The organism is Streptococcus sp. SP8 (genome assembly GCF_030440045.1).
GTDB lineage: Bacteria > Bacillota > Bacilli > Lactobacillales > Streptococcaceae > Streptococcus > Streptococcus parasanguinis_I.
The window spans coordinates 93,678-112,903 of the sequence record NZ_JAQFJL010000001.1; the positions used below are offsets into that span (position 1 = coordinate 93,678).

12 protein-coding genes and 1 pseudogene are annotated in these 19,226 nt (G+C 33.4%); 5 read left to right on the forward strand and 8 right to left on the reverse strand.

Going from position 1 to position 19,226, the window contains the following annotated elements; genetic code table 11:
- Window positions 1-245 precede the first annotated feature (245 nt).
- From PCY11_RS00465 to PCY11_RS00480, 4 genes are all read left to right on the forward strand, one after another.
- Complete coding sequence (locus PCY11_RS00465; RefSeq protein WP_070846316.1) at window positions 246-1,289, forward strand: dihydrolipoamide acetyltransferase; 1,044 nt, start codon at window positions 246-248, stop codon at window positions 1,287-1,289.
- A gap of 41 nt (window positions 1,290-1,330) precedes the next feature.
- Window positions 1,331-3,037 carry a dihydrolipoyl dehydrogenase gene (gene lpdA / locus PCY11_RS00470; protein ID WP_301362303.1) on the forward strand — a complete coding sequence of 569 codons (1,707 nt, stop codon included), beginning with the start codon at window positions 1,331-1,333 and terminating at the stop codon, window positions 3,035-3,037.
- Window positions 3,038-3,095: 58 nt separating this feature from the next.
- Window positions 3,096-4,085: a lipoate--protein ligase gene (locus PCY11_RS00475; protein WP_024055033.1), complete on the forward strand. Its 990-nt coding sequence runs from the start codon at window positions 3,096-3,098 to the stop codon at window positions 4,083-4,085.
- Window positions 4,086-4,194: 109 nt separating this feature from the next.
- The gene (locus tag PCY11_RS00480; RefSeq protein WP_070846312.1) at window positions 4,195-4,836 is read left to right on the forward strand and encodes a hypothetical protein; all 642 of its coding nucleotides are present in this window, start codon (window positions 4,195-4,197) and stop codon (window positions 4,834-4,836) included.
- A gap of 86 nt (window positions 4,837-4,922) precedes the next feature.
- On the opposite strand, the gene xerS is transcribed toward PCY11_RS00480, so the two are convergent.
- The 6 genes from xerS to PCY11_RS00510 form a co-directional block, all read right to left on the reverse strand.
- Complete coding sequence (gene xerS / locus PCY11_RS00485; RefSeq protein ID WP_070846310.1) at window positions 4,923-5,993, reverse strand: tyrosine recombinase XerS; 1,071 nt, start codon at window positions 5,991-5,993, stop codon at window positions 4,923-4,925.
- A 274-nt stretch (window positions 5,994-6,267) separates the two neighbouring features.
- A complete protein-coding gene (locus PCY11_RS00490; RefSeq protein ID WP_301362304.1) occupies window positions 6,268-8,115 on the reverse strand; it encodes a zinc-ribbon domain-containing protein in 1,848 nt (615 codons plus the stop codon).
- Between the two features lie 8 nt (window positions 8,116-8,123).
- A complete protein-coding gene (locus tag PCY11_RS00495; protein ID WP_049550152.1) occupies window positions 8,124-8,837 on the reverse strand; it encodes a hypothetical protein in 714 nt (237 codons plus the stop codon).
- Entirely contained in the window at window positions 8,830-10,500 is a 1,671-nt protein-coding gene (locus PCY11_RS00500; protein ID WP_070845642.1) for a hypothetical protein, read from the reverse strand. Before PCY11_RS00500 ends, PCY11_RS00495 begins: the two co-directional genes overlap by 8 nt.
- On the reverse strand, window positions 10,497-12,347 hold the full coding sequence (locus PCY11_RS00505; RefSeq protein ID WP_301362306.1) for a hypothetical protein: 1,851 nt from the start codon (window positions 12,345-12,347) through the stop codon (window positions 10,497-10,499). Before PCY11_RS00505 ends, PCY11_RS00500 begins: the two co-directional genes overlap by 4 nt.
- Before the next feature lie 3 nt (window positions 12,348-12,350).
- Window positions 12,351-13,619, reverse strand: a complete 1,269-nt coding sequence (locus PCY11_RS00510; protein ID WP_301362307.1) for a site-specific integrase — start codon at window positions 13,617-13,619, stop codon at window positions 12,351-12,353.
- Between the two features lie 560 nt (window positions 13,620-14,179).
- Between PCY11_RS00510 and PCY11_RS00515 the strand changes: the two are divergent.
- A pseudogene (locus PCY11_RS00515) lies at window positions 14,180-14,355 on the forward strand (S24 family peptidase); the annotation flags it as partial.
- Window positions 14,356-14,544: 189 nt separating this feature from the next.
- On the opposite strand, the gene PCY11_RS00520 reads toward PCY11_RS00515, so the two are convergent.
- Window positions 14,545-16,152, reverse strand: a complete 1,608-nt coding sequence (locus PCY11_RS00520; RefSeq protein WP_070845480.1) for a class I SAM-dependent DNA methyltransferase — start codon at window positions 16,150-16,152, stop codon at window positions 14,545-14,547.
- A gap of 3 nt (window positions 16,153-16,155) precedes the next feature.
- Window positions 16,156-19,128: an N-6 DNA methylase gene (locus tag PCY11_RS00525; protein ID WP_070845481.1), complete on the reverse strand. Its 2,973-nt coding sequence runs from the start codon at window positions 19,126-19,128 to the stop codon at window positions 16,156-16,158.
- Window positions 19,129-19,226: the final 98 nt, after the last annotated feature.

The window sequence follows — 19,226 nt, forward strand, 5'->3', positions numbered from 1 at the left end:
ATCTTAGATTAGAGTACGGGCTAAAAGCTCGGAAAAAAGATAAATCTCCTTGACTTCATCGAAGTCTGCGTTGATTTCCTATTTTTCGGTCGCTTTTAAACGCCCTTTGCATCTTGTAACTGAATCCGGACGGAGGACTGTGAAAAAAAGATAGATTTCCTTGTGTTCATCGAACACAGCGTCAATCTCCTATTTTTTCTTTGTCCTCTACGTCCTTGATATCTTATAATAGAATAGGAGAGGTCATGGCTGATGATAAGCTAAGAGCGACTCCTGCGGCTAGAAAATTAGCGGATGATCTAGGGATCAACCTCTATGATGTTTCTGGTTCAGGCGCAAACGGTCGTGTCCACAAAGAAGACGTGGAAACATATAAAGACACAAATGTGGTTCGCATTTCACCACTTGCAAAACGAATTGCTTTAGAACACAATATTGCTTGGCAAGAAATCCAAGGAACAGGTCATCGTGGCAAGATCATGAAGAAGGATGTCCTTGCTTTCCTTCCTGAGAATATTGAGAAGGATACCATTAAGTCACCTGCTCAAATTGAGAAGGTAGAAGAGGCTCCTGATAATGTAACACCTTATGGGGAAATCGAGCGAATTCCGATGACACCAATGCGTAAGGTGATTGCTCAACGGATGGTGGAATCTTATTTGACAGCACCAACCTTTACATTGAACTATGACGTTGATATGTCTCAAATGTTGGCCCTTCGTAAGAAGGTATTGGATCCAATCATGGAAGCAACTGGCAAGAAAGTCACTGTAACAGATTTGCTTTCTCTTGCGGTTGTTAAGACCTTGATGAAACACCCATACGTCAATGCGTCATTGACGGAGGATGGCAAAACCATCATCACTCACAACTATGTCAACTTAGCTATGGCGGTTGGGATGGACAATGGGCTGATGACACCGGTTGTCTATAACGCAGAAAAGATGACTTTATCAGAGTTGGTGATAGCCTTCAAGGACGTTATCGGACGTACCTTGGATGGTAAGCTTGCTCCAAGCGAATTGCAAAATTCAACTTTTACCATCAGTAACTTGGGGATGTTTGGTGTTCAATCTTTTGGACCGATTATCAACCAACCAAACTCTGCCATTCTTGGGGTTAGCGCAACTGTTGAAAAACCAGTTGTAGTTAATGGTGAAATCGTCATTCGTCCAATCATGAGCTTGGGCTTGACCATTGACCACCGCGTTGTCGATGGTATGGCTGGTGCCAAATTCATGAAAGACTTGAAAGCCTTGATTGAAGACCCGATTTCAATGTTGGTCTAATCAACGAGAGAGAATAGAAACAAGAAAAAGAGGGAAATAAAATGGCCTTAGAAGTAATTATGCCAAAAGCCGGCGTAGATATGACCGAAGGACAAATCGTTCAGTGGAATAAAAAAGTCGGCGAATTTGTAAAAGAAGGAGAAATTCTCCTTGAAATCATGACAGATAAAGTTAGCATGGAATTGGAAGCTGAAGAAGATGGCTACTTGATTGCTATCTTAAAAGGGGACGGCGAGACTGTTCCTGTAACAGAAGTTATCGGTTATCTTGGTGAAGAAGGGGAAAATATCCCAACCGCTGGAGCAGTAGCAGCAGAAGCGAGTCCAGCGCCAGCTGCAGCAAGTGCTTCAAATGATGACAATAAGAGTGATGATGCTTATGATATCGTAGTGATCGGTGGTGGACCTGCTGGTTACGTATCTGCTATCAAGGCAGCTCAATTGGGTGGTAAGGTTGCCCTTGTTGAGAAATCTGAACTTGGTGGAACTTGCTTGAACCGCGGATGTATCCCAACTAAGACTTACCTACACAACGCTGAAATCATTGAAAATATCGGTCATGCGGCAAACCGTGGGATCATCATTGACAATCCTAGCTTCACAGTAGATATGGACAAGGTTCTTGAAACCAAGAACAAGGTCGTAAATACTTTGGTTGGTGGTGTTGCAGGACTTCTTCGTAGCTACGGAGTTGATGTTCATAAGGGTATCGGTACCATTACGAAAGATAAGAATGTCTTGGTCAATGGTTCTGAATTGCTTGAAACGAAGAAGATTATCCTTGCTGGTGGTTCTAAAGTCAGCAAGATTAACGTTCCTGGTATGGAATCATCCCTTGTAATGACGAGTGATGACATCTTGGATATGAATGAAGTCCCAGAAAGCCTTGTGATCATTGGTGGTGGGGTTGTCGGTATCGAGCTTGGTCAAGCCTTTATGACCTTTGGTTCAAAAGTAACTGTTATTGAAATGATGGACCGCATTGTTCCAGCTATGGATGCTGAAGTATCTAAGAACCTTCGTTTGATCCTTGAACGTAAAGGCATGACAATCTTGACCGATACGAAACTGCAAGAAATCATTGAAGAAGATGGCAAACTCCGTATCAAGGTTGAAGGCAAAGACGATATCATCGCAAACAAAGCTCTTCTTTCAATCGGTCGTGTTCCAGATCTTGAAGGAATTGGAGAAGTTGAATTTGAATTAGACCGTGGTCGTATCAAGGTCAATGAATACATGGAAACATCTGTTCCAGGTATCTATGCGCCAGGTGATATCAATGGTACGAAGATGTTGGCCCACGCTGCCTTTCGTATGGGTGAAGTAGCGGCTGAAAATGCTCTTAAAGGAAACCACGCTGTTGCCAAATTGAACTTAACTCCTGCAGCTATCTACACACTTCCAGAAGTTGCGGCTGTTGGTTTGACAGAAGAACAAGCTCGTGAGAAATATGATGTCCAAATCGGTAAATTCAACTTTGCCGCAAACGGGCGTGCCATTGCATCAGATGCGGCTCAAGGATTTGTAAAAGTCATTGCTGACAAGAAATATGGTGAAGTTCTTGGGGTTCACATCATTGGTCCAGCAGCTGCTGAATTGATCAACGAAGCTTCTACCATCATTGAGATGGAAATCACTGTAGAAGAAATGCTCAAGACCATTCATGGTCACCCAACCTTCTCAGAAGTGATGTACGAAGCTTTTGCGGATGTACTTGGCTTGGCAGTTCACTCACCTAAGAAAAAATAAAAATAGATAGACTAGACTGGAATTATTTTCCAGTCTCTATCGTATTAGAAGGTATCTTATGAAATACATTATCAATCATTCAAACGACACTGCTTTTAATATTGCTTTAGAGGAATATGCTTTTAAACACCTTTTGGACGAGGACCAAATCTTCCTTCTTTGGATTAACAAACCATCTATTATTGTAGGACGTCACCAAAATACCATCGAGGAAATTAACCGTGACTATGTTCGTGAAAATGGAATTGAAGTAGTCCGTCGAATCAGTGGTGGTGGAGCTGTTTACCATGATTTGAACAACCTAAACTATACAATCATTTCAAAAGAAGATGAAAACAAGGCCTTTGACTTCAAAAGCTTCTCTACTCCAGTTATCAATACTTTAGCTGAACTTGGTGTTAAAGCTGAATTTACAGGCCGTAACGACTTAGAAATCGACGGTAAGAAATTCTGTGGCAATGCTCAAGCCTATATCAATGGCCGAATCATGCATCATGGTTGTCTTCTCTTTGACGTGGATTTGTCAGTCCTAGCTAACGCACTTAAAGTGTCTAAAGATAAGTTTGAATCAAAAGGGGTAAAATCAGTCCGTGCTCGAGTAACTAATATTATCGATGAGTTACCAGAAAAGATCACTGTTGAAGAGTTCCGTGACCTACTTTTGGACTACATGAAAAAAGAATATCCTGAAATGACAGAATATGTATTTTCAGATGAAGAATTGGCTGAAATCAACCGTATTAAAGATACTAAGTTTGGGACATGGGATTGGAACTATGGTAAATCACCAGAGTATAACGTCCGTCGTGGAACAAAATTCCCAAGCGGTAAGGTTGAAATTTTTGCTAATGTCATTGAATCAAAAATTCAAGATATCAAGATTTACGGTGACTTTTTCGGTATCGAAGATGTTGCAGCAGTAGAAGACGTTCTTCGTGGTGTCAAATACGAACGTGAAGATGTCCTCAAAGCATTTCAAACCATTAACCTAGGTCGTTACTTCGCAGGAATCACGGCAGAGGAAATTGCTGAAGCAGTGGTGGAATAAAGTAAAAGATATCCATTTAACATGGATATCTTTTATCTTAAACTTGATATTTAAATATCATGAGTGTACAATATAGAGGAAATCTGAACACAAAAGGGGATTATATTCGATGATGAAAGTTCCAGTGGAAAATCTTGGTCTATTTGAACAGTTAGATCGTATAGTAGTGGCTTTTTTCAGAAAGCAACAATCTTCAAGTCCTTATGATTTGAATGTCAGTATTACACAAGGACACGTTGACCAGAAAAAACAGGAGCTAGAACCATTAGGCTATCAAGCTGTCCAACTACCATTAGGAATGGCTTTAGATAACGTCATCCAGCAACCTTATTATAAAAACTTAATCATTGGTGGTCTTGCTCCTGAGGAAATAATCGTTAGCAAAGAAGAATTAATGCCTTTGAAAGATATCGTGGATAGCTTTTGTATTATGTACGCTGCAGCGAATAATAGATTGGAAAATAGTAAAGCTTATGAATTAATGAAAGATAAGACGGTTTATTTTATTGGTAAACTATTTACAGATTTTCCGAAGGCCGGTGATGAAATTGCTTATTTAGGAATTGATCGAATAGCGAGTGACGGAACACCATATGAAGCAGTTAAATGCTTTTTAACAGAAGAGAGTGCAGAGAAGTACAATGGTGAAAAAAGACCGGTCACTCCTGCAAACCTGGCTTATCTAAAATTATTTTGGGGAAAACCAGTCATTATTGAGCCACACCGTAATTATTGGATCGAATTTTTATAGAAAAAATAAAAGAGCGTAAGATACCATAAAAAAATCTTACGCTCTTTTTCTAACACTAAAACATTGCATAATTTATATTATGTATCTTATAAACTATCCAAGGCATTTTTCTGTTCGTCATTAACGATATGCGTATACAAGTCCGTTACCTGTGTGCTAGCGTGGCCTAGCTGATGACTGACTAAAACTTGGGATTTGGTTGCATCATAGAGACGAGTTGCTAATGTATGGCGTAGTTTGTGGGGAGTTACGCGGACTTTAAAGTCTACTGAATACTTGGCCACCATCTTTTCAACACTAGAAGCATCAATCCGGTTTGGAACACCTCGATACAAGGTCAGAAAGAGGGCTGTATCAGTCTTTTCTGTCTTGTATCGTTTGTCTCGAATAGCAAGATATTTCTCTAAATAAGGCTTAGCAAAGGCAGCAACATTGACTGAGTCTCGTTTTCCACCTTTTCGAGTGACGTCAATCACCATCATCTTAAGGTTGAGATCTCGAAGATCTAGGTTAACTGCTTCAGAGAGACGGACACCAGAGGCAAGAAGGAGTGCGATAATGGCTAAATCTCGCTCTTTATTCTTATTAAAGGAAGATAAGGCACGATTTGAGAGTGTTTGAGGGTATTCCTGGTCGATATAGTTAAGGAAACCTTCTGTCTCATCACCTAAAAAGAGCTTTTGCTTGATATTTTCAGCCCGAGCAGCCAAGGTTTCTTTCTTTTTCTTGGTAGCAACCTTCTTCATGACATTACGGTAGAAATAAGGTTCCCCATGCTCGTTTTCAACTTCCTCAGTCAAATACTTATACAGACTAGAAAGTGCCGAAAGGGTGCGGTTAATGGTTGTTTGAGAAACCCCGTTTTTAGTCGTATTGGCATTGAGCAGAGGACGTTCACGCAAGTAAAGGATAAAGGATTCCATGTTTTTCTTGGTCATGTGCTCCAGAACCTCTAAAGGGATATTGGCCATGGTGTCAGCATCTGATATACCAGATTCCAAGACCCAGGTGAAAAATCGATCGTATTCCTTTAAGTATTCGTATAAGGTCGTAAAACTATATGGAACGGCCAGTTTTGATTGGTAATATTCTAAGACGTACCAAGGCATGACTTGTTTGAGTTTATCAATCCGTTCTAATAAGATCTCGCGTTTCATGTTTTTCTCCAAATCTTTCTATACTAGTAGTATAGCATAGCCAGATATATTTTTCAAGAAAATTATAGTTTTTCGGAAAGATGTCATAGGGTTTATTTCATTAACTGAAAAAAATTTTTGAGCAAAAAATGTACTTTATTCCCGTGAAAACTAAATCTTTCGCATACTAAAATTCTGTACACTATCTACTTGAAAACTAAAAATACAATCTTTTAAAATAATGTACTTTATAAAAATCTATGATAAAAAACAAGTTCAAATTTGAACCTGTTGTTTAAATTTTCCTATAAGGAACAAAATGTTCTCTTTTTCGTCTACGCCCTTTACAAAATATGCATGGCTCGATAGATCGTTTTACATTTGCAATCTTATCTACAATAGCCATTCTATAACGATGCTCTGGATTATTCTTACAAATCCACCAAAATCTTAATTGCGTATTATTTGGGATTCTTTCTGGATCCCCTAGAATAAGATTGTTAAGATAGTCCCACTCGTTCATCAAATCTTCAAATGAGATATTATCTTGTCTTTCTTTTAATTCTGCACAAAATGGACACATTTCTTTAAGATCTTTTGTCTCGGAATTTAAATACTTATTTAATATAATGCTGAAGCGCTCATGAAATTCGAAGTTACATTCTTTGCAGCGCCATAAATAAAACCTTTTTTCAGTTAATAATGGAACAAAACTATCTATTGAGACTTTATTATTTGGTGCCCACAATTTTGCTAGTTCAGGGTACAAATAATCAAATGTATTATACCCATTCAGAGGCTTATCGTTGTTACAGAAAGGACAACACTGAGAAACTTCTCTTCGAATTGGGATAGAACATAAATATGTCCCATGACACTTTGAACAATCCCACCAATATTTTTTCGTTTCTATTGTTGTCTGAGATAAATGAATAGGAATTTTATTTTTATCGCTCCATTCTTTGATGAGTTTTGGTTCTTTAAGGAAAATATTATTTTTAAATACCTCAGTCCTCCAGTCACATTGATTGGGACATGTTTGAAAGTTTTGATTTTCTAAATCGGTTCGACTGATCATTTCGGCTGGGCTACATTGAAAGTTGATTTTACAACAAGGACAAACCCAACTAACTACATTATTTGACTTAAACCAATATTCGGAAAAATCCCTTTCATTACTGAGGTCCCAAAATTCCCTCAAATAGGGATGTGTTTCATTTAGTGTATTAAAATCCTGAAGTTTTTCTCTATTTGAACAAAATGGACAAGACCTATCTGTTTTTTCAAATAGTGAGCATGAATACTCTCCGTGACAATTCGTACATTCCCATAACACATGAACATTAGATAATACATCAACTTGATTAGGTGTAATATTGTTCCTTTTAGACCACTCCTTGAGCATGGAAGAATTTAAAAAAGATAGAGGAGAAACATCAAAACCTTTATCCAATAACTCTTCAAATGAAGAATGACACTCCAAACAGTAATGACCACTTCTTTTAATTCGGTTCAATAATCTATCAATAGATAATTCAAATTTGCAATGACACTTATCACATTCCCAATGGATAGGTACTGTTATATTGTAACTCAGCTTCAGTTCGTTAAATTTAAATTTGTTTAAATGTTCGCTATAGATTTTAGCTAAATTTGGATAAATTGATTTGTAATCGCAATGATAGGAAGTTTCATTGCAGCCAAAATGAAATAAATCCCCACTTGTTAGTTGAAATAACCTCTTATTTGTCGCAGAATCTTTCCAACTTAATTGACACGTCGGACATTTAAAATTGAATTTTCTTTTACTATTGAACGGCAAGGTAAGAAGTTTCTCATCTAATTCTTCATCTTGCTCAATGCTGTAGTTTATATAATTTCTGAAATCGGGATAAACCTGAAGGACGCTCTCATTTTCATCAATGGAACGTTCACCTAATCCACAATGGGGGCAACACCTAAGATATTCATAACTGTCAAGCTGCACATCAATGATTTTCGCTTCCCAATGGTGTTGACAATAAGGGCAAGACCAATAGGCATATTTTAAACTATTTGACGATAATTTTTTGGGGTCAAGAACATTTCGTTTTTGATCCCAGTACATGTAAATAGCTGGATTATCTTTAACTTTCTTGTTCATTTCTTTCCTCATTTATAATTAGTTTTGCTGTCTAGTAAGTTTTTAATAGAAACCACTTTAGTTGATTTTTGAGGATTTTCTTGTTCAATAAGACCACCAGAATGAAAATCTATTTCTGAATCAGCGGTGATGATATTGTCTGCTAGGAAATCCTCACTGATAACCTTTTGAGAATATTTTAACAATCCTTCTGCTTTTAAAAGCTCATTCGCAATTTCTGGATAGACACTTGTTTTGATTATTTGTAATAGTTTTTGATTCTCATCACTTAACTCATTTTCTCTTTGTAGCTTCTGTTTTAAATCTTCATTAGTTGACTGTAGTTCAGAATTTAAACTACGTAACTTATCTGCTTCTTGTTTATAGCTGGCCGCAATGTTTGCTATTTTCTTGTAGTATTGGCTAATTTCCACCAATGCTCTTTTCATAGCACCTGGAGCACGATTTTTTGCCATAAAATTGTCAGGATCTATGGTCTTATAAGTAATTACAGCTTCATAATTTTCATCTTGGTATTTAATTTCACTTTCTTTTAAAAAATCCCTGAATCTTTTATTACGTCTAATGGTTGTATCCGCAACATTTTGATAGCCATTATTCCTAACATAGTCACCAAACCGAGGGATTTTTACCAAGCTTAAATCACAGGAACACTGGGAAATTAAATACTGTTCAAACAAATGAATCAATTCATCATCAGAAATTGATTTCTTTCTAGCCATTAGACTTATTCTCCTCTAAAGATAGTTGTTTAGCATTTAAGTAATCTTGATAGGTATTGCTAACTGTTTTTAATTTCAACAAAGCTTCTCCAATATCTTCAATATGACCTTTCCCTTGCCTAACTTTTCTAATCGCTTCATCTACAACCATAGCTTTTTCATCAACTGACTTTTTAAATGTTTTATCCATTGAAAAATAATCTTTACCTGCTTTACGGTAAAAAGGGCAGCTCGTACAAGCACCTAGTTCTGCATGCTCACTAATAACTTTCAGACAATCTGAATAATCACCTTTCGCAAAGCGGGGTGAGTAACACCGTCCTTTATTTTCTAAAGTGATGTATTGTCCTTGTGCTGTATAAAATGGCTCTCTCTTACTTATGGTGTAATTCGTATTCTTACTCGTTAGTTTACGATACATTTGATAACTACGACATTCAATAAATTGGCTTAAATTTGAAAAATAGTGAGATGAAGTTGTCACATCTTCATGACCAGCTAAAAGCATAGCTGTAACAGGACTAGCCCCTTCTGCAATTAAATTGATCATTGCAATGTGTCTCGTATCCCCAATATGAATCAAATTAATCTCGTTTTCATCTAATCTAGCTGGAAAACTAAAATAATTAACTTGATAACCGTATTTTTGAGAAATAATCTCATTAAAAAAATACCTCAAAATAGTATTGAGATTAGTGTAAGTTAAAAATCGGTTATTAACACCTGTTCGACGACCCCAACGGTTATAATGAGGATCAGTCACAAATAATGTATCTAATTTAGTAGAATTATCATTTTCCGTAAGTTTGAGGTAAGTCTTTATTTCAGAAGCTAATGAATTAGTAATTTCATAAGTATTCAAAGTATAATCTTCAGAAATTTTATGTGCAACAAGTCGATCCCTTCCTTTGATTATATTTCTCCTTAATGTAAGAAAATATTTTCCATCTTTCTCGGTTAAACAGTTTCTTTGTATTAAAAGAAATTCTCTTGGCCTTAAAGGTAAAATTGCTGTAATCTGCCACCAGAGATACAATGGATAATAAAATAGACGTTCTTTCTTAGATAATGTTTGAGACCAATAATCATTTAAAATGTCATTAAAAGTAAAATAGGATTGAAATTGCGCTAATTGTCTTTGCTGTTTTGACCTCTGCTTTTTTTGAAGGTTGATAGTTAATTTATTATCTAATTGCTCCAATAGTTGATTTAGTTGACTATCATCTGAACAGGGAAGATTTGAGAAAAAGTCAATACATAAACCAGGAAATTTTACAGAAATATTTTCTAAATCTAAAAACGTATCTTTGGTTGTATTTTTAATAATTTGTTTAATATCCATTAGAAATAGCTGTAAAGTTTTTAAAACATGTTGTTTCATTGAGAAAACAATAAAACTTTTTAAGTAATCGATAAATTCCTTATAAGGCAACTGAAAAAATGATTGATAAAATCTCCTATATTGAAATTCAGAAATGTTAAAAAACAGGCTAATATTGGCATATTCATTTGTAGTTTCCCATTTCTTATGATCAAAATCGTAACTTAGAATAATTCCTTTATCAAAATAGTCATCGAAAACTTCTTTTGCTCGCAGAACACAATCACGGTCAAAAGTTTCAAAATAATTTTCAATTTTAAAAAGTTTAGCTTGATTGTTCAATTTATTAACTCCTTTATTATTTCTTCGTAATCATGTAACACGTCATCTCCATATTGCTCGCATAAAGCTTGCAACATTTCAGTTAAACAAGGTTTTATTTGTTCTTCTAAAATACTCCGAATTTTACCTTTTTCTAAATCAGTTCGAACTCTAGAGTATTGTTTGTTCAAACGATTGAATTCTCCTACTAATAACAATAAAGTAGATTTCGTTTGTAATTCATAATGACAACCGATGCAATGTTGCCTATCGTCATATGGACAAATCTTTCCAAGCGAAGATAAAAGACACATGCTTTCACCTTGTTTTGAGAAGGCTTCACCGTTTCCTATACGATGACAAATAGTAAGAAGTTGATTAGGCTCTGCTTCTTCTTCTACCAAAATCTTTAATGCCTTTTGCGATTTCACTTCTGCCTGAATGCTTAAAGCCAATGTTTTTTCAATCTCATTTGGTGTCAAATCTAACTGTTTAATCATCTGAGTCTGTTGACTAGGACTTAATTCTTTATACTTTCCTCTAGTTACAATCGTCAGGATCATTGATGGAATCATAGATAAAACACCTCGTTCAAATAGTTCTCTCGCAACCATTTCTGGTTTAAGCTGGCTTAGTTGGGCATCTTTTAGGTACGTTGTTGTAGTTTGTGCAAATTCATCGAATGAACCTTTATGGCTACGGGCTAATGCGGCTAAAAAATAGCCTTTAATATTTAACTCAGATTTTTCTTGCAAAACATCATCTGCTAACATGGCAACAGTTTGAAGATAGGATTTATTTGCAGATCTAGAACTAAAATTCCTTTCAAGAAATAAGTCTCCAATTTCTTTCCCCATATATCGATTAATTCGTTTATATTCTTTTATTTGTCGAATTAAAGGTTCATCATTATTATCTTTATTCAACTGATAATGAGCTTCACAGATAGCCAACAACGTTCCAATCAATACCTGACAACTCTCAGGGACCTGAAATTTAATCTGACTAATATTTTTAGTTCGCTTTGTTTTGTTTGGAGTAATATTTAAATAAGTTAAACGAGTTGTAATACTTAAAAGAGTTCTTCTTGCCTCACTGCTACTCCAATTACCACTTCTAACTGATTTTAGAACTTCTTTCGGTGTTCTAGGAAGTTGTGGATGTCCAAGTTGTTCTAAATCTGTTCCACGTAGCGCACATATAAAATGAAGTGCTAGAAATAGCCAGGTATCTGCGTAGTCTTTTGAGATTGCTGCTTTATAAAGCATATCTTCTTTTCTAATGTAATCGTCATTAAAAAGAAAATACAGTAATTCTAAATATTCGTCTAACTCGTAAGCGTTAGTCTCCTGTTCTAATGTGTATCGAGGTGTAAATTCATATCTTTTGTGATAGTTACATCTCGTTTTATTTATTAACCACTTTAAAAAATCAATAAAAACTTCGCCTTTTTGCTTTTCAAGCGCATATACTGCTTCTTCAACCAACAATTCAATCTCATTATCATTACAGAGAAATAAATCTCTCTTTAAATAATAAGCAAGAAAATCTTGAACATAAAACATGCTTTCTTTGGATAAGTTGCTATCTTCTGAGTATTGCTGAAAATATTTGTAAGTTAATGGGAATTTTTGTTTAAATATAGGCTGAATTCCTGCTAAACCAGTTGGTCCAAGAAGATAATTGGTTATTTTTTCTATTAATAATTGAGCATCTTTATCTGAGATAGAATAGTTATCCAAATCAATTTCTATGTTAAACCAATTGTTATCAACTAAAAACTTACTAATTTTGCCTTTATACTGTATATCGTTTTTTCCGAGTTCACTTAACAGATTTTCGATCAAAGATTTAATTGAATAAGTCATACATTACCTTTCTAATTTATCACCAAAAAGTTCATTTGCTCGCCAATTCATATAATCAAAAACACCATTATTAACTTGACCATATTGTTTTGCGATTTCACCTTTATTTTGTAGATAAACCCAAGCACTCTCAGGAGATTTATCACCTCTTGCTGACATAAGCTCACTGATTTCAGAAACCCCAGATAATACTAACTGTGTCGTGTACCAGTGTCTGAAAATATGTGGGGAAATATTATGCTCCTGCAAAAGCTGCCCAAAAAAGACAACCTCTGCATCATCAGATTTTAAGAAGATTGGGATCATTTCGTCGCGAATAATCTTACGAAATCGTTGATAGTATACATCGTATGATAATGCTTTTCCTCGTCTGTTAAGATTTAAAGGTCCATAATCCTTCTCATACTTCTTACCTTCCAGATAAGTCATATAGTCATTATAAGTGTCTAAAAAGACCTCCAAGAAGATATAAGGTACTGCTTGAAGTCTTTCCTTTTTAATCCGTCCAGTTGGCTTTAAATCGCTTCTAAGAGGTATTTCTTTTCGTAAGTCAATTTCAATCTTAAATACTTGGCCATCACTTTGGTGAAATAAAATACCTGGTCCTAGAGGACTATCTTCACGTCTTACGTTACATGCTTCTGATGGTCTTAAGCCAACAAAGGCTCCCAAGGCCACAACCATGAGTAGATCTTTATGATATTGTGCTATGTGAGAAAATAACATCTCAAAAGCACTATTTGGCATATCACGAAAAATAGCTTTCTCAGTGTTGCTATCATCTACGTATATTTCAAAATTTGGTTCTTTACGCTTTACAACCCGTCCTTTACTATTCGTAAAAGTCGTCGTAGAATACAAATCTTCTGCTTTTAACTTAGCCTTTCCCTCTCGCTCACTTAAATAAAGAGTTAAAAAATCAAGAACTGCATTAACACATTTTTCAACAGTGCTTTTCTTTCTTTTCCCGCTATCTTCAGGTAACTGAGATAATCCATAAAGCGTAAAAAACTCTCTAACCATTTCAAGTGTAAGTTGATCTACACTTTTAAGTCCAGAAGTACCAAATATAAAATTTAGAAACTTAACAACGTAAGAAAAGCGTTTATTCCCATCATCTGAAATCGACTTGATTCTTGAAGTAGATTTAACATAACGATGAAAATCAGTAAATTGTAAGTTGTCGTCATCGTGTTTCAGAACTATAAATTGCTTTGTCACGATGTTGTTATCACCTAAAACCAGTGAATGTTTATATACAACAAATCTCATGTTATCTCCTTGTTTAATATGACTTAAGGTTCTGACTGGGTTTTAGGATGTCAATACACAAAAAAACGATCAAATCAGTACCATTTTCCTTTGTGCTCTAAACTGCATAAAGGGAATATCGATGAGTACTTTCATTGATCGTTATTATTATTTAAATTAATTCAATAAAAAAAGTAACTTCATCTAAGTAATAAGAGCAATTGATTAGCTCAGCAACAACGATAACCACAGCAACTCCTTCTAAACGATGAAATGAATATCTGCTGTGGCTATCTATTTACCTTTTTTCTTTTACTTTTGTAAGTTACTTTTATTATTTTTACTTTTTCTGTATTATATCATATTTTGATTGAATAGTCATCTGAGATAGTGATTTTAGAAAAACTGGAGTTTTTTTCAATCGTACATTTTGACAATAAAATACACTTTAATATCAATTTAATGATTTTATAGTGTTTTTAGCTTGTTTGATTTTAAAGTTGTCGTATATTCATCAGAATTACCTGAAGAACAGGAAAAATCCGACAACAAAGTTGTTGATCTTTTCAGTTATAAAACCTATTTATGCAGTGGAGTTTAACAATCAAACCTATGTAAAAAAGTGTATCTTCATAAAACCTACCTACGACTTGCTTCAATAAACAAGAAGTATGATGATATTTATGCTCCATACGAAGAAAACCCTTGGATTATTGGAAAGATTGTAGGGCATTTTACACCTATTGAGAAATACTGATAAGGATATAAACCATTTCCGTTTGAATAAAGATCGAGTGGAGAAAAAAATAATATGATAAATTAATCTGAAATTTAAATATTTCGATAATAAAACGCATAGTGTCAGTTTTTAGTATCTGATACCATGCGTTTTTATTTTTTAAAAAATTCTTTGATTTACTTCATGTTAAAAAAGGTTTTAAATTCTTTATAATCGTTTTTTTCTGTTTAAGCGTCTAGATTTTAATCTTTGCCAACCTGATTTAAATTTAAAAATTTCTTGTTCGGAAAAATTTAATTTGTCCTTTAGAATGATATTATCAATAATATCAACCGCTTGTTGAAACTTAGAGTCTTCAAGCAAATTGATTAGAACTTTTTTTTCAGAATCGTTGAATTGATAATATGGTAGTTTTATGGAACGTACCTCACCTGGTTCAAACGTGAGCACCCCTCCTCCATAGCTTCGTCCAGATAGTTCACATTGGAGCAAAGTGAGTGAATTTAAGAAAGACAGAGATATATTATAAATATCAAAACCATCTTTTGCTCTAACTTTATGAAGAGTATCTGTGTTTACAGCTTTTGTGTTGTTTACTACTATTTTAGGATACTCATGTACTTGACGTAAAAAGAATGCTTCTGGAAACCAAGTAAGTGGGACTCTGTACCATTCTTTGCGAATTCGAGTCTTATATCCTAAATGATACCCATTTGATTCTCCGAAAAGTACATAGTTCTTTTCATTGTCACTTAGAACTGTTTTGGGGATAAACATTTTTACTTTTTTGTTATCTTTGTACAATTCCTGTAGTCTAGATTTATTAAGTTCTATCCCTTTGAGTTGTTCAGCTCTACTAATTATATCAGTTAAACTATTACTTTCTAATTCAAAAGATTCAACAGTTTGTTTATTTACAACAAAGAACTCGTTTTGTCCCGTTACAATCCCAACATTTACCTCAGCAATATCATTAAAGCTATGTAAATCTTTATGTGAAATCGCTAATTTAAAATTACTTAATTCACTAGGCTTTAAAAAATATTTCAACCACTTATCTCTAGAAACTTCGACATCCTTTATTAGTGGTACATCATCATTTATGTCAAAAGAATCTAGATCGTTTAAACTATCTAATTCAATGAATCTAAATCCTTTATTTTCTGATCTAGTTTTTCCTAACAGTACCACTACTTCTTGCTGTGCACCTTCAAATAAATTGTCATTAAAAGAAATTAAAGTAAGCTCTTGAAATTTTTCAAGTAGATAAGATCTAATATCTGCAGCATAATCTACTTGAAGTAACTCAGCTGGAATTACCATACCTAATCTACCCCCATCAGTAATCAACTCGGAGGATAACAATAAAAATGGGGCCCATAAATTTGTCATTTTGTTAGGTGTAAATCCGTAGTATTTCATGGAATCAAATGCCCTATCACTCACATCCCTATCGATGGATTGATATCTAATAAAAGGGGGATTTCCCAAAATGACATCAAAAGTTTCTTTATTTTGAAGTTCTGCTTGAAAATATTTAAAAAAGTCTGAATTAACTACTTTTGCTTTTGTCTGATCTATTTTTGATGCCTCAAATTCATTATATTCGATAGCTAAACATTGTTCAGTACAAAATTTATCATCCATACTTTTAAATACTTCATAGGCAGAATTCACAAATCCCCCATCACCTGCGCTTGGTTCCAACACTTTGTCGCTAGGTTTTTCTATAGCCCATTTAGAAATAAAATCGGTTAATTTTTTAGGTGTGTAATATCCACCTCGATTTTTTTTACTATTTAAAGTTTCTCTCATTATTTATTTTATTCCATAAAGAGTTTCGATTAAAGAATTTAATTTTTTCTCTTTAAAAGCAATTTGTCTTTCTATGTTAATTTTTTTAGAGGCTGAACTAGTTTTTTCTAGACTTTCTGAAAAAGCCTCTAACTCTTCAATTGTATTTAATATTGTATCATAAATATTTATTTCTTCCACCAAATTAAAATCTATTTTCCTTATAGGGATTTTTTCAAGGTATTGTTTGCCTGCACTATAATACCCCCCCTCATAATAAACGCTACTTTCTTCAATTAGATTACTTATAAATGGAGAGTTCAATATTGCTTGAATATATTTTACAGAATATTCATCATTTTTTGATTTGAGTCCATAATAAGGTCCTTGACCTCCCCCAGTAAATAATATTGGTTGCTTAGAATAAACAAAATTTGATTTTAAAGTTAGAACAGACCAAATTAACATTTCACCTTCATTAAAATTACTGATGCTTTGTTGTCTCCCATATTTATACCATTCTTTATTTATATCTTTTAAGGGTTGAATGTTTCTTTCTTTTAATTCTTTTTTAAATTTTGAGAGATATTTATAACATTCAGGGTATTTAGTTTTCAGCTCGTCTATATCAATTAACTGCATTTTAGAATCCACTTTTTTATAAGGGAAGATAATGATTCTATTTGATTTAATTTTCTTATATTTTTGTATAGTAAGTTTGTAAATAGCTGGCTTAACAATCTCTTTCTCAATTTTATAATTAACACCATTATTTGAAAAATAATAGTAGTCATCATCACTTGACGTTGCTTCGATTATGAATACTTTGTCCAAACTTGTTTGTAATCCTACACTTATATTAACTAAGTCTTCCAAATTACAAAATTTATCTGTATCTGAAGTATTTTCTAATAGTTGTCTATTTGATTCACTGAAAAGCTGCCACGGTTTATCAGTTAAACTTTTTGTATTGTAAAATACACTTAATTTAATCTGTTCGTTTATCGGAATTTGTTGCTTTAGAGATAGTGAAATATATTCGGTCTGTATATTCTTCTTTGAAGTAAGAAATACTAAACAAGAGTATGCAGAAACATTAGGAAACAACTGTATTTCATTATAATTAATTATCTTATTAACACACCTCTCTTCAAAAAGGATGTTCCGAAATTTGGATTGATTTTTTTCTTTAATAAATCTATTCGGAATAATATAACCCAAAACCCCTGAATTATCTTTAAGTAAATATAAGCCTCTTTCTACAAATAAGTGATATTTATCAAGAGATGAAATTTTAGAACTTTTATAATAAGAAAAATCAGATTTATAATAATTGTATTCTATTGGAGAGTATTTTGATAAGGTTTGTGTCCTTGTATATGGAGGATTACCAATTAATAAATCAAATTTAACTCCTTCTCCAAATTCAGTATTAAAATCAAATGGCGAGATATTTCCTATTACATCAATAATATTAGCTGAGCTACCAGAATCAGAATAATAATCGTAAAATTTATCATCAACCAAAGAATTACCAAATTTTATATTATCATCCAAATTTGGTAATAAAGCTTCTTGTCTTATTTGAGAAAATTCAGTGAAGCTTATATCTCTTAGACAAGAAAGTAATAAAGAGAACTTACAAACTTCAACCGCACTTAAATCTATGTCAACTCCATAGATCGTGTCTGTTAATAATTCTTTTTTTACGTTAAACGATAGCTTATATGAATCATTTTCTTGAACTAAGATACCAGCTTTGACTGATTGTTTTGGATTTTTGATAGCATCTTCATAAACATAATTTTGTAAATACTCATAAGCAGACAATAAGAAAACTCCTGAACCGCAACAAATATCTGCTACCTTAAAATCTTTTAAAGTTATTTCACTTTCCTGAGAGCGTATTTGAAAAGATTCTTTAACAATTAAATCAGCTATATCTTTTGGAGTTGATACTGCGCCTAAAAAATCAACCACTTCATGTTTCGTAACTAATTCAATATCTTTATTTATGAACTCGAACCGTTCTGAAAGAAATACATCGTAAACTTTCGCTAAAATTGATGGTGGAATTACAGAAAAATCATACGGACTAAGAGGATAGTATAAATCATTAAAAATTTTTTTTATAATATCAAAATCCACAGTATACGAATTTTCGTCTAATAAATGAAAAATACCAGAATTATACTTTTTATCTGCGTTAGCAAATAATCCTTCTAATTCACTTATATTATTAAGTTTTTGAAGTTGTTCATAGTCTTCAAGATTGGTGTCTTCACATATTCTTAGAAATAGTATCTTGTTAATAAGACGTTGTATAAAAACATTAAAATCTTCAATATCTACAATATCATTATTTTTTTTAATGTTTTGTGCAAGCGAAAGTCTCCAACTTTTAATCTGATTTAAAAAATAAGAATCGAAAGAACTGAACTCTCTACTGTTTGATAAATCAAATTTATTTTCTTCAACTATATCTTTTTTTAAATAGTAAGAGATTGAATCTAGCTTATCAACATATTCAGTAAAGTTAAATTTTGCTATTCGTGCAACATGAATATCATCTGTTGCATTTGGTTTTACTTTACAATCGTAAATTGCCATTTCTTTGAAATTAGTAAGAATTGAGTACTCCATTCCAGCACTCCAACCATACCTTCTTAGTTGAAAAACCGATTTTTGAGAATTACTTATATCGACAGATGGCTTTTTTGCTTCAACAAAAAAGACGCTTCTCCCTTGAATTTGAAACATGTAATCTGGTTTCTTTTTCTTTATTACTTCATCTTCTTCAACTTTAACTGAAGCTTCATGTATTACTTCTCGTAAATTTTCTGGCAATAATTTTTGATTATCGACATCCCAACCAAAGATTTCAAATAATTTATTTAAAAAATCAATTCTAGTAGATGTCTCATCGTACAAAGGAGTTTCGTAAATATCTTTACTTAAAAGATATTTGTCAATTAGAGTTTGAATTTCTTTTTCCATATATTTTCTCCCAAAGTTATTTGTATAAAATTTTAATAGACGGACAAATAGTTGTCAGATGATTACATTTTGTTTTTATTTTAAAAATTCATAGAAAC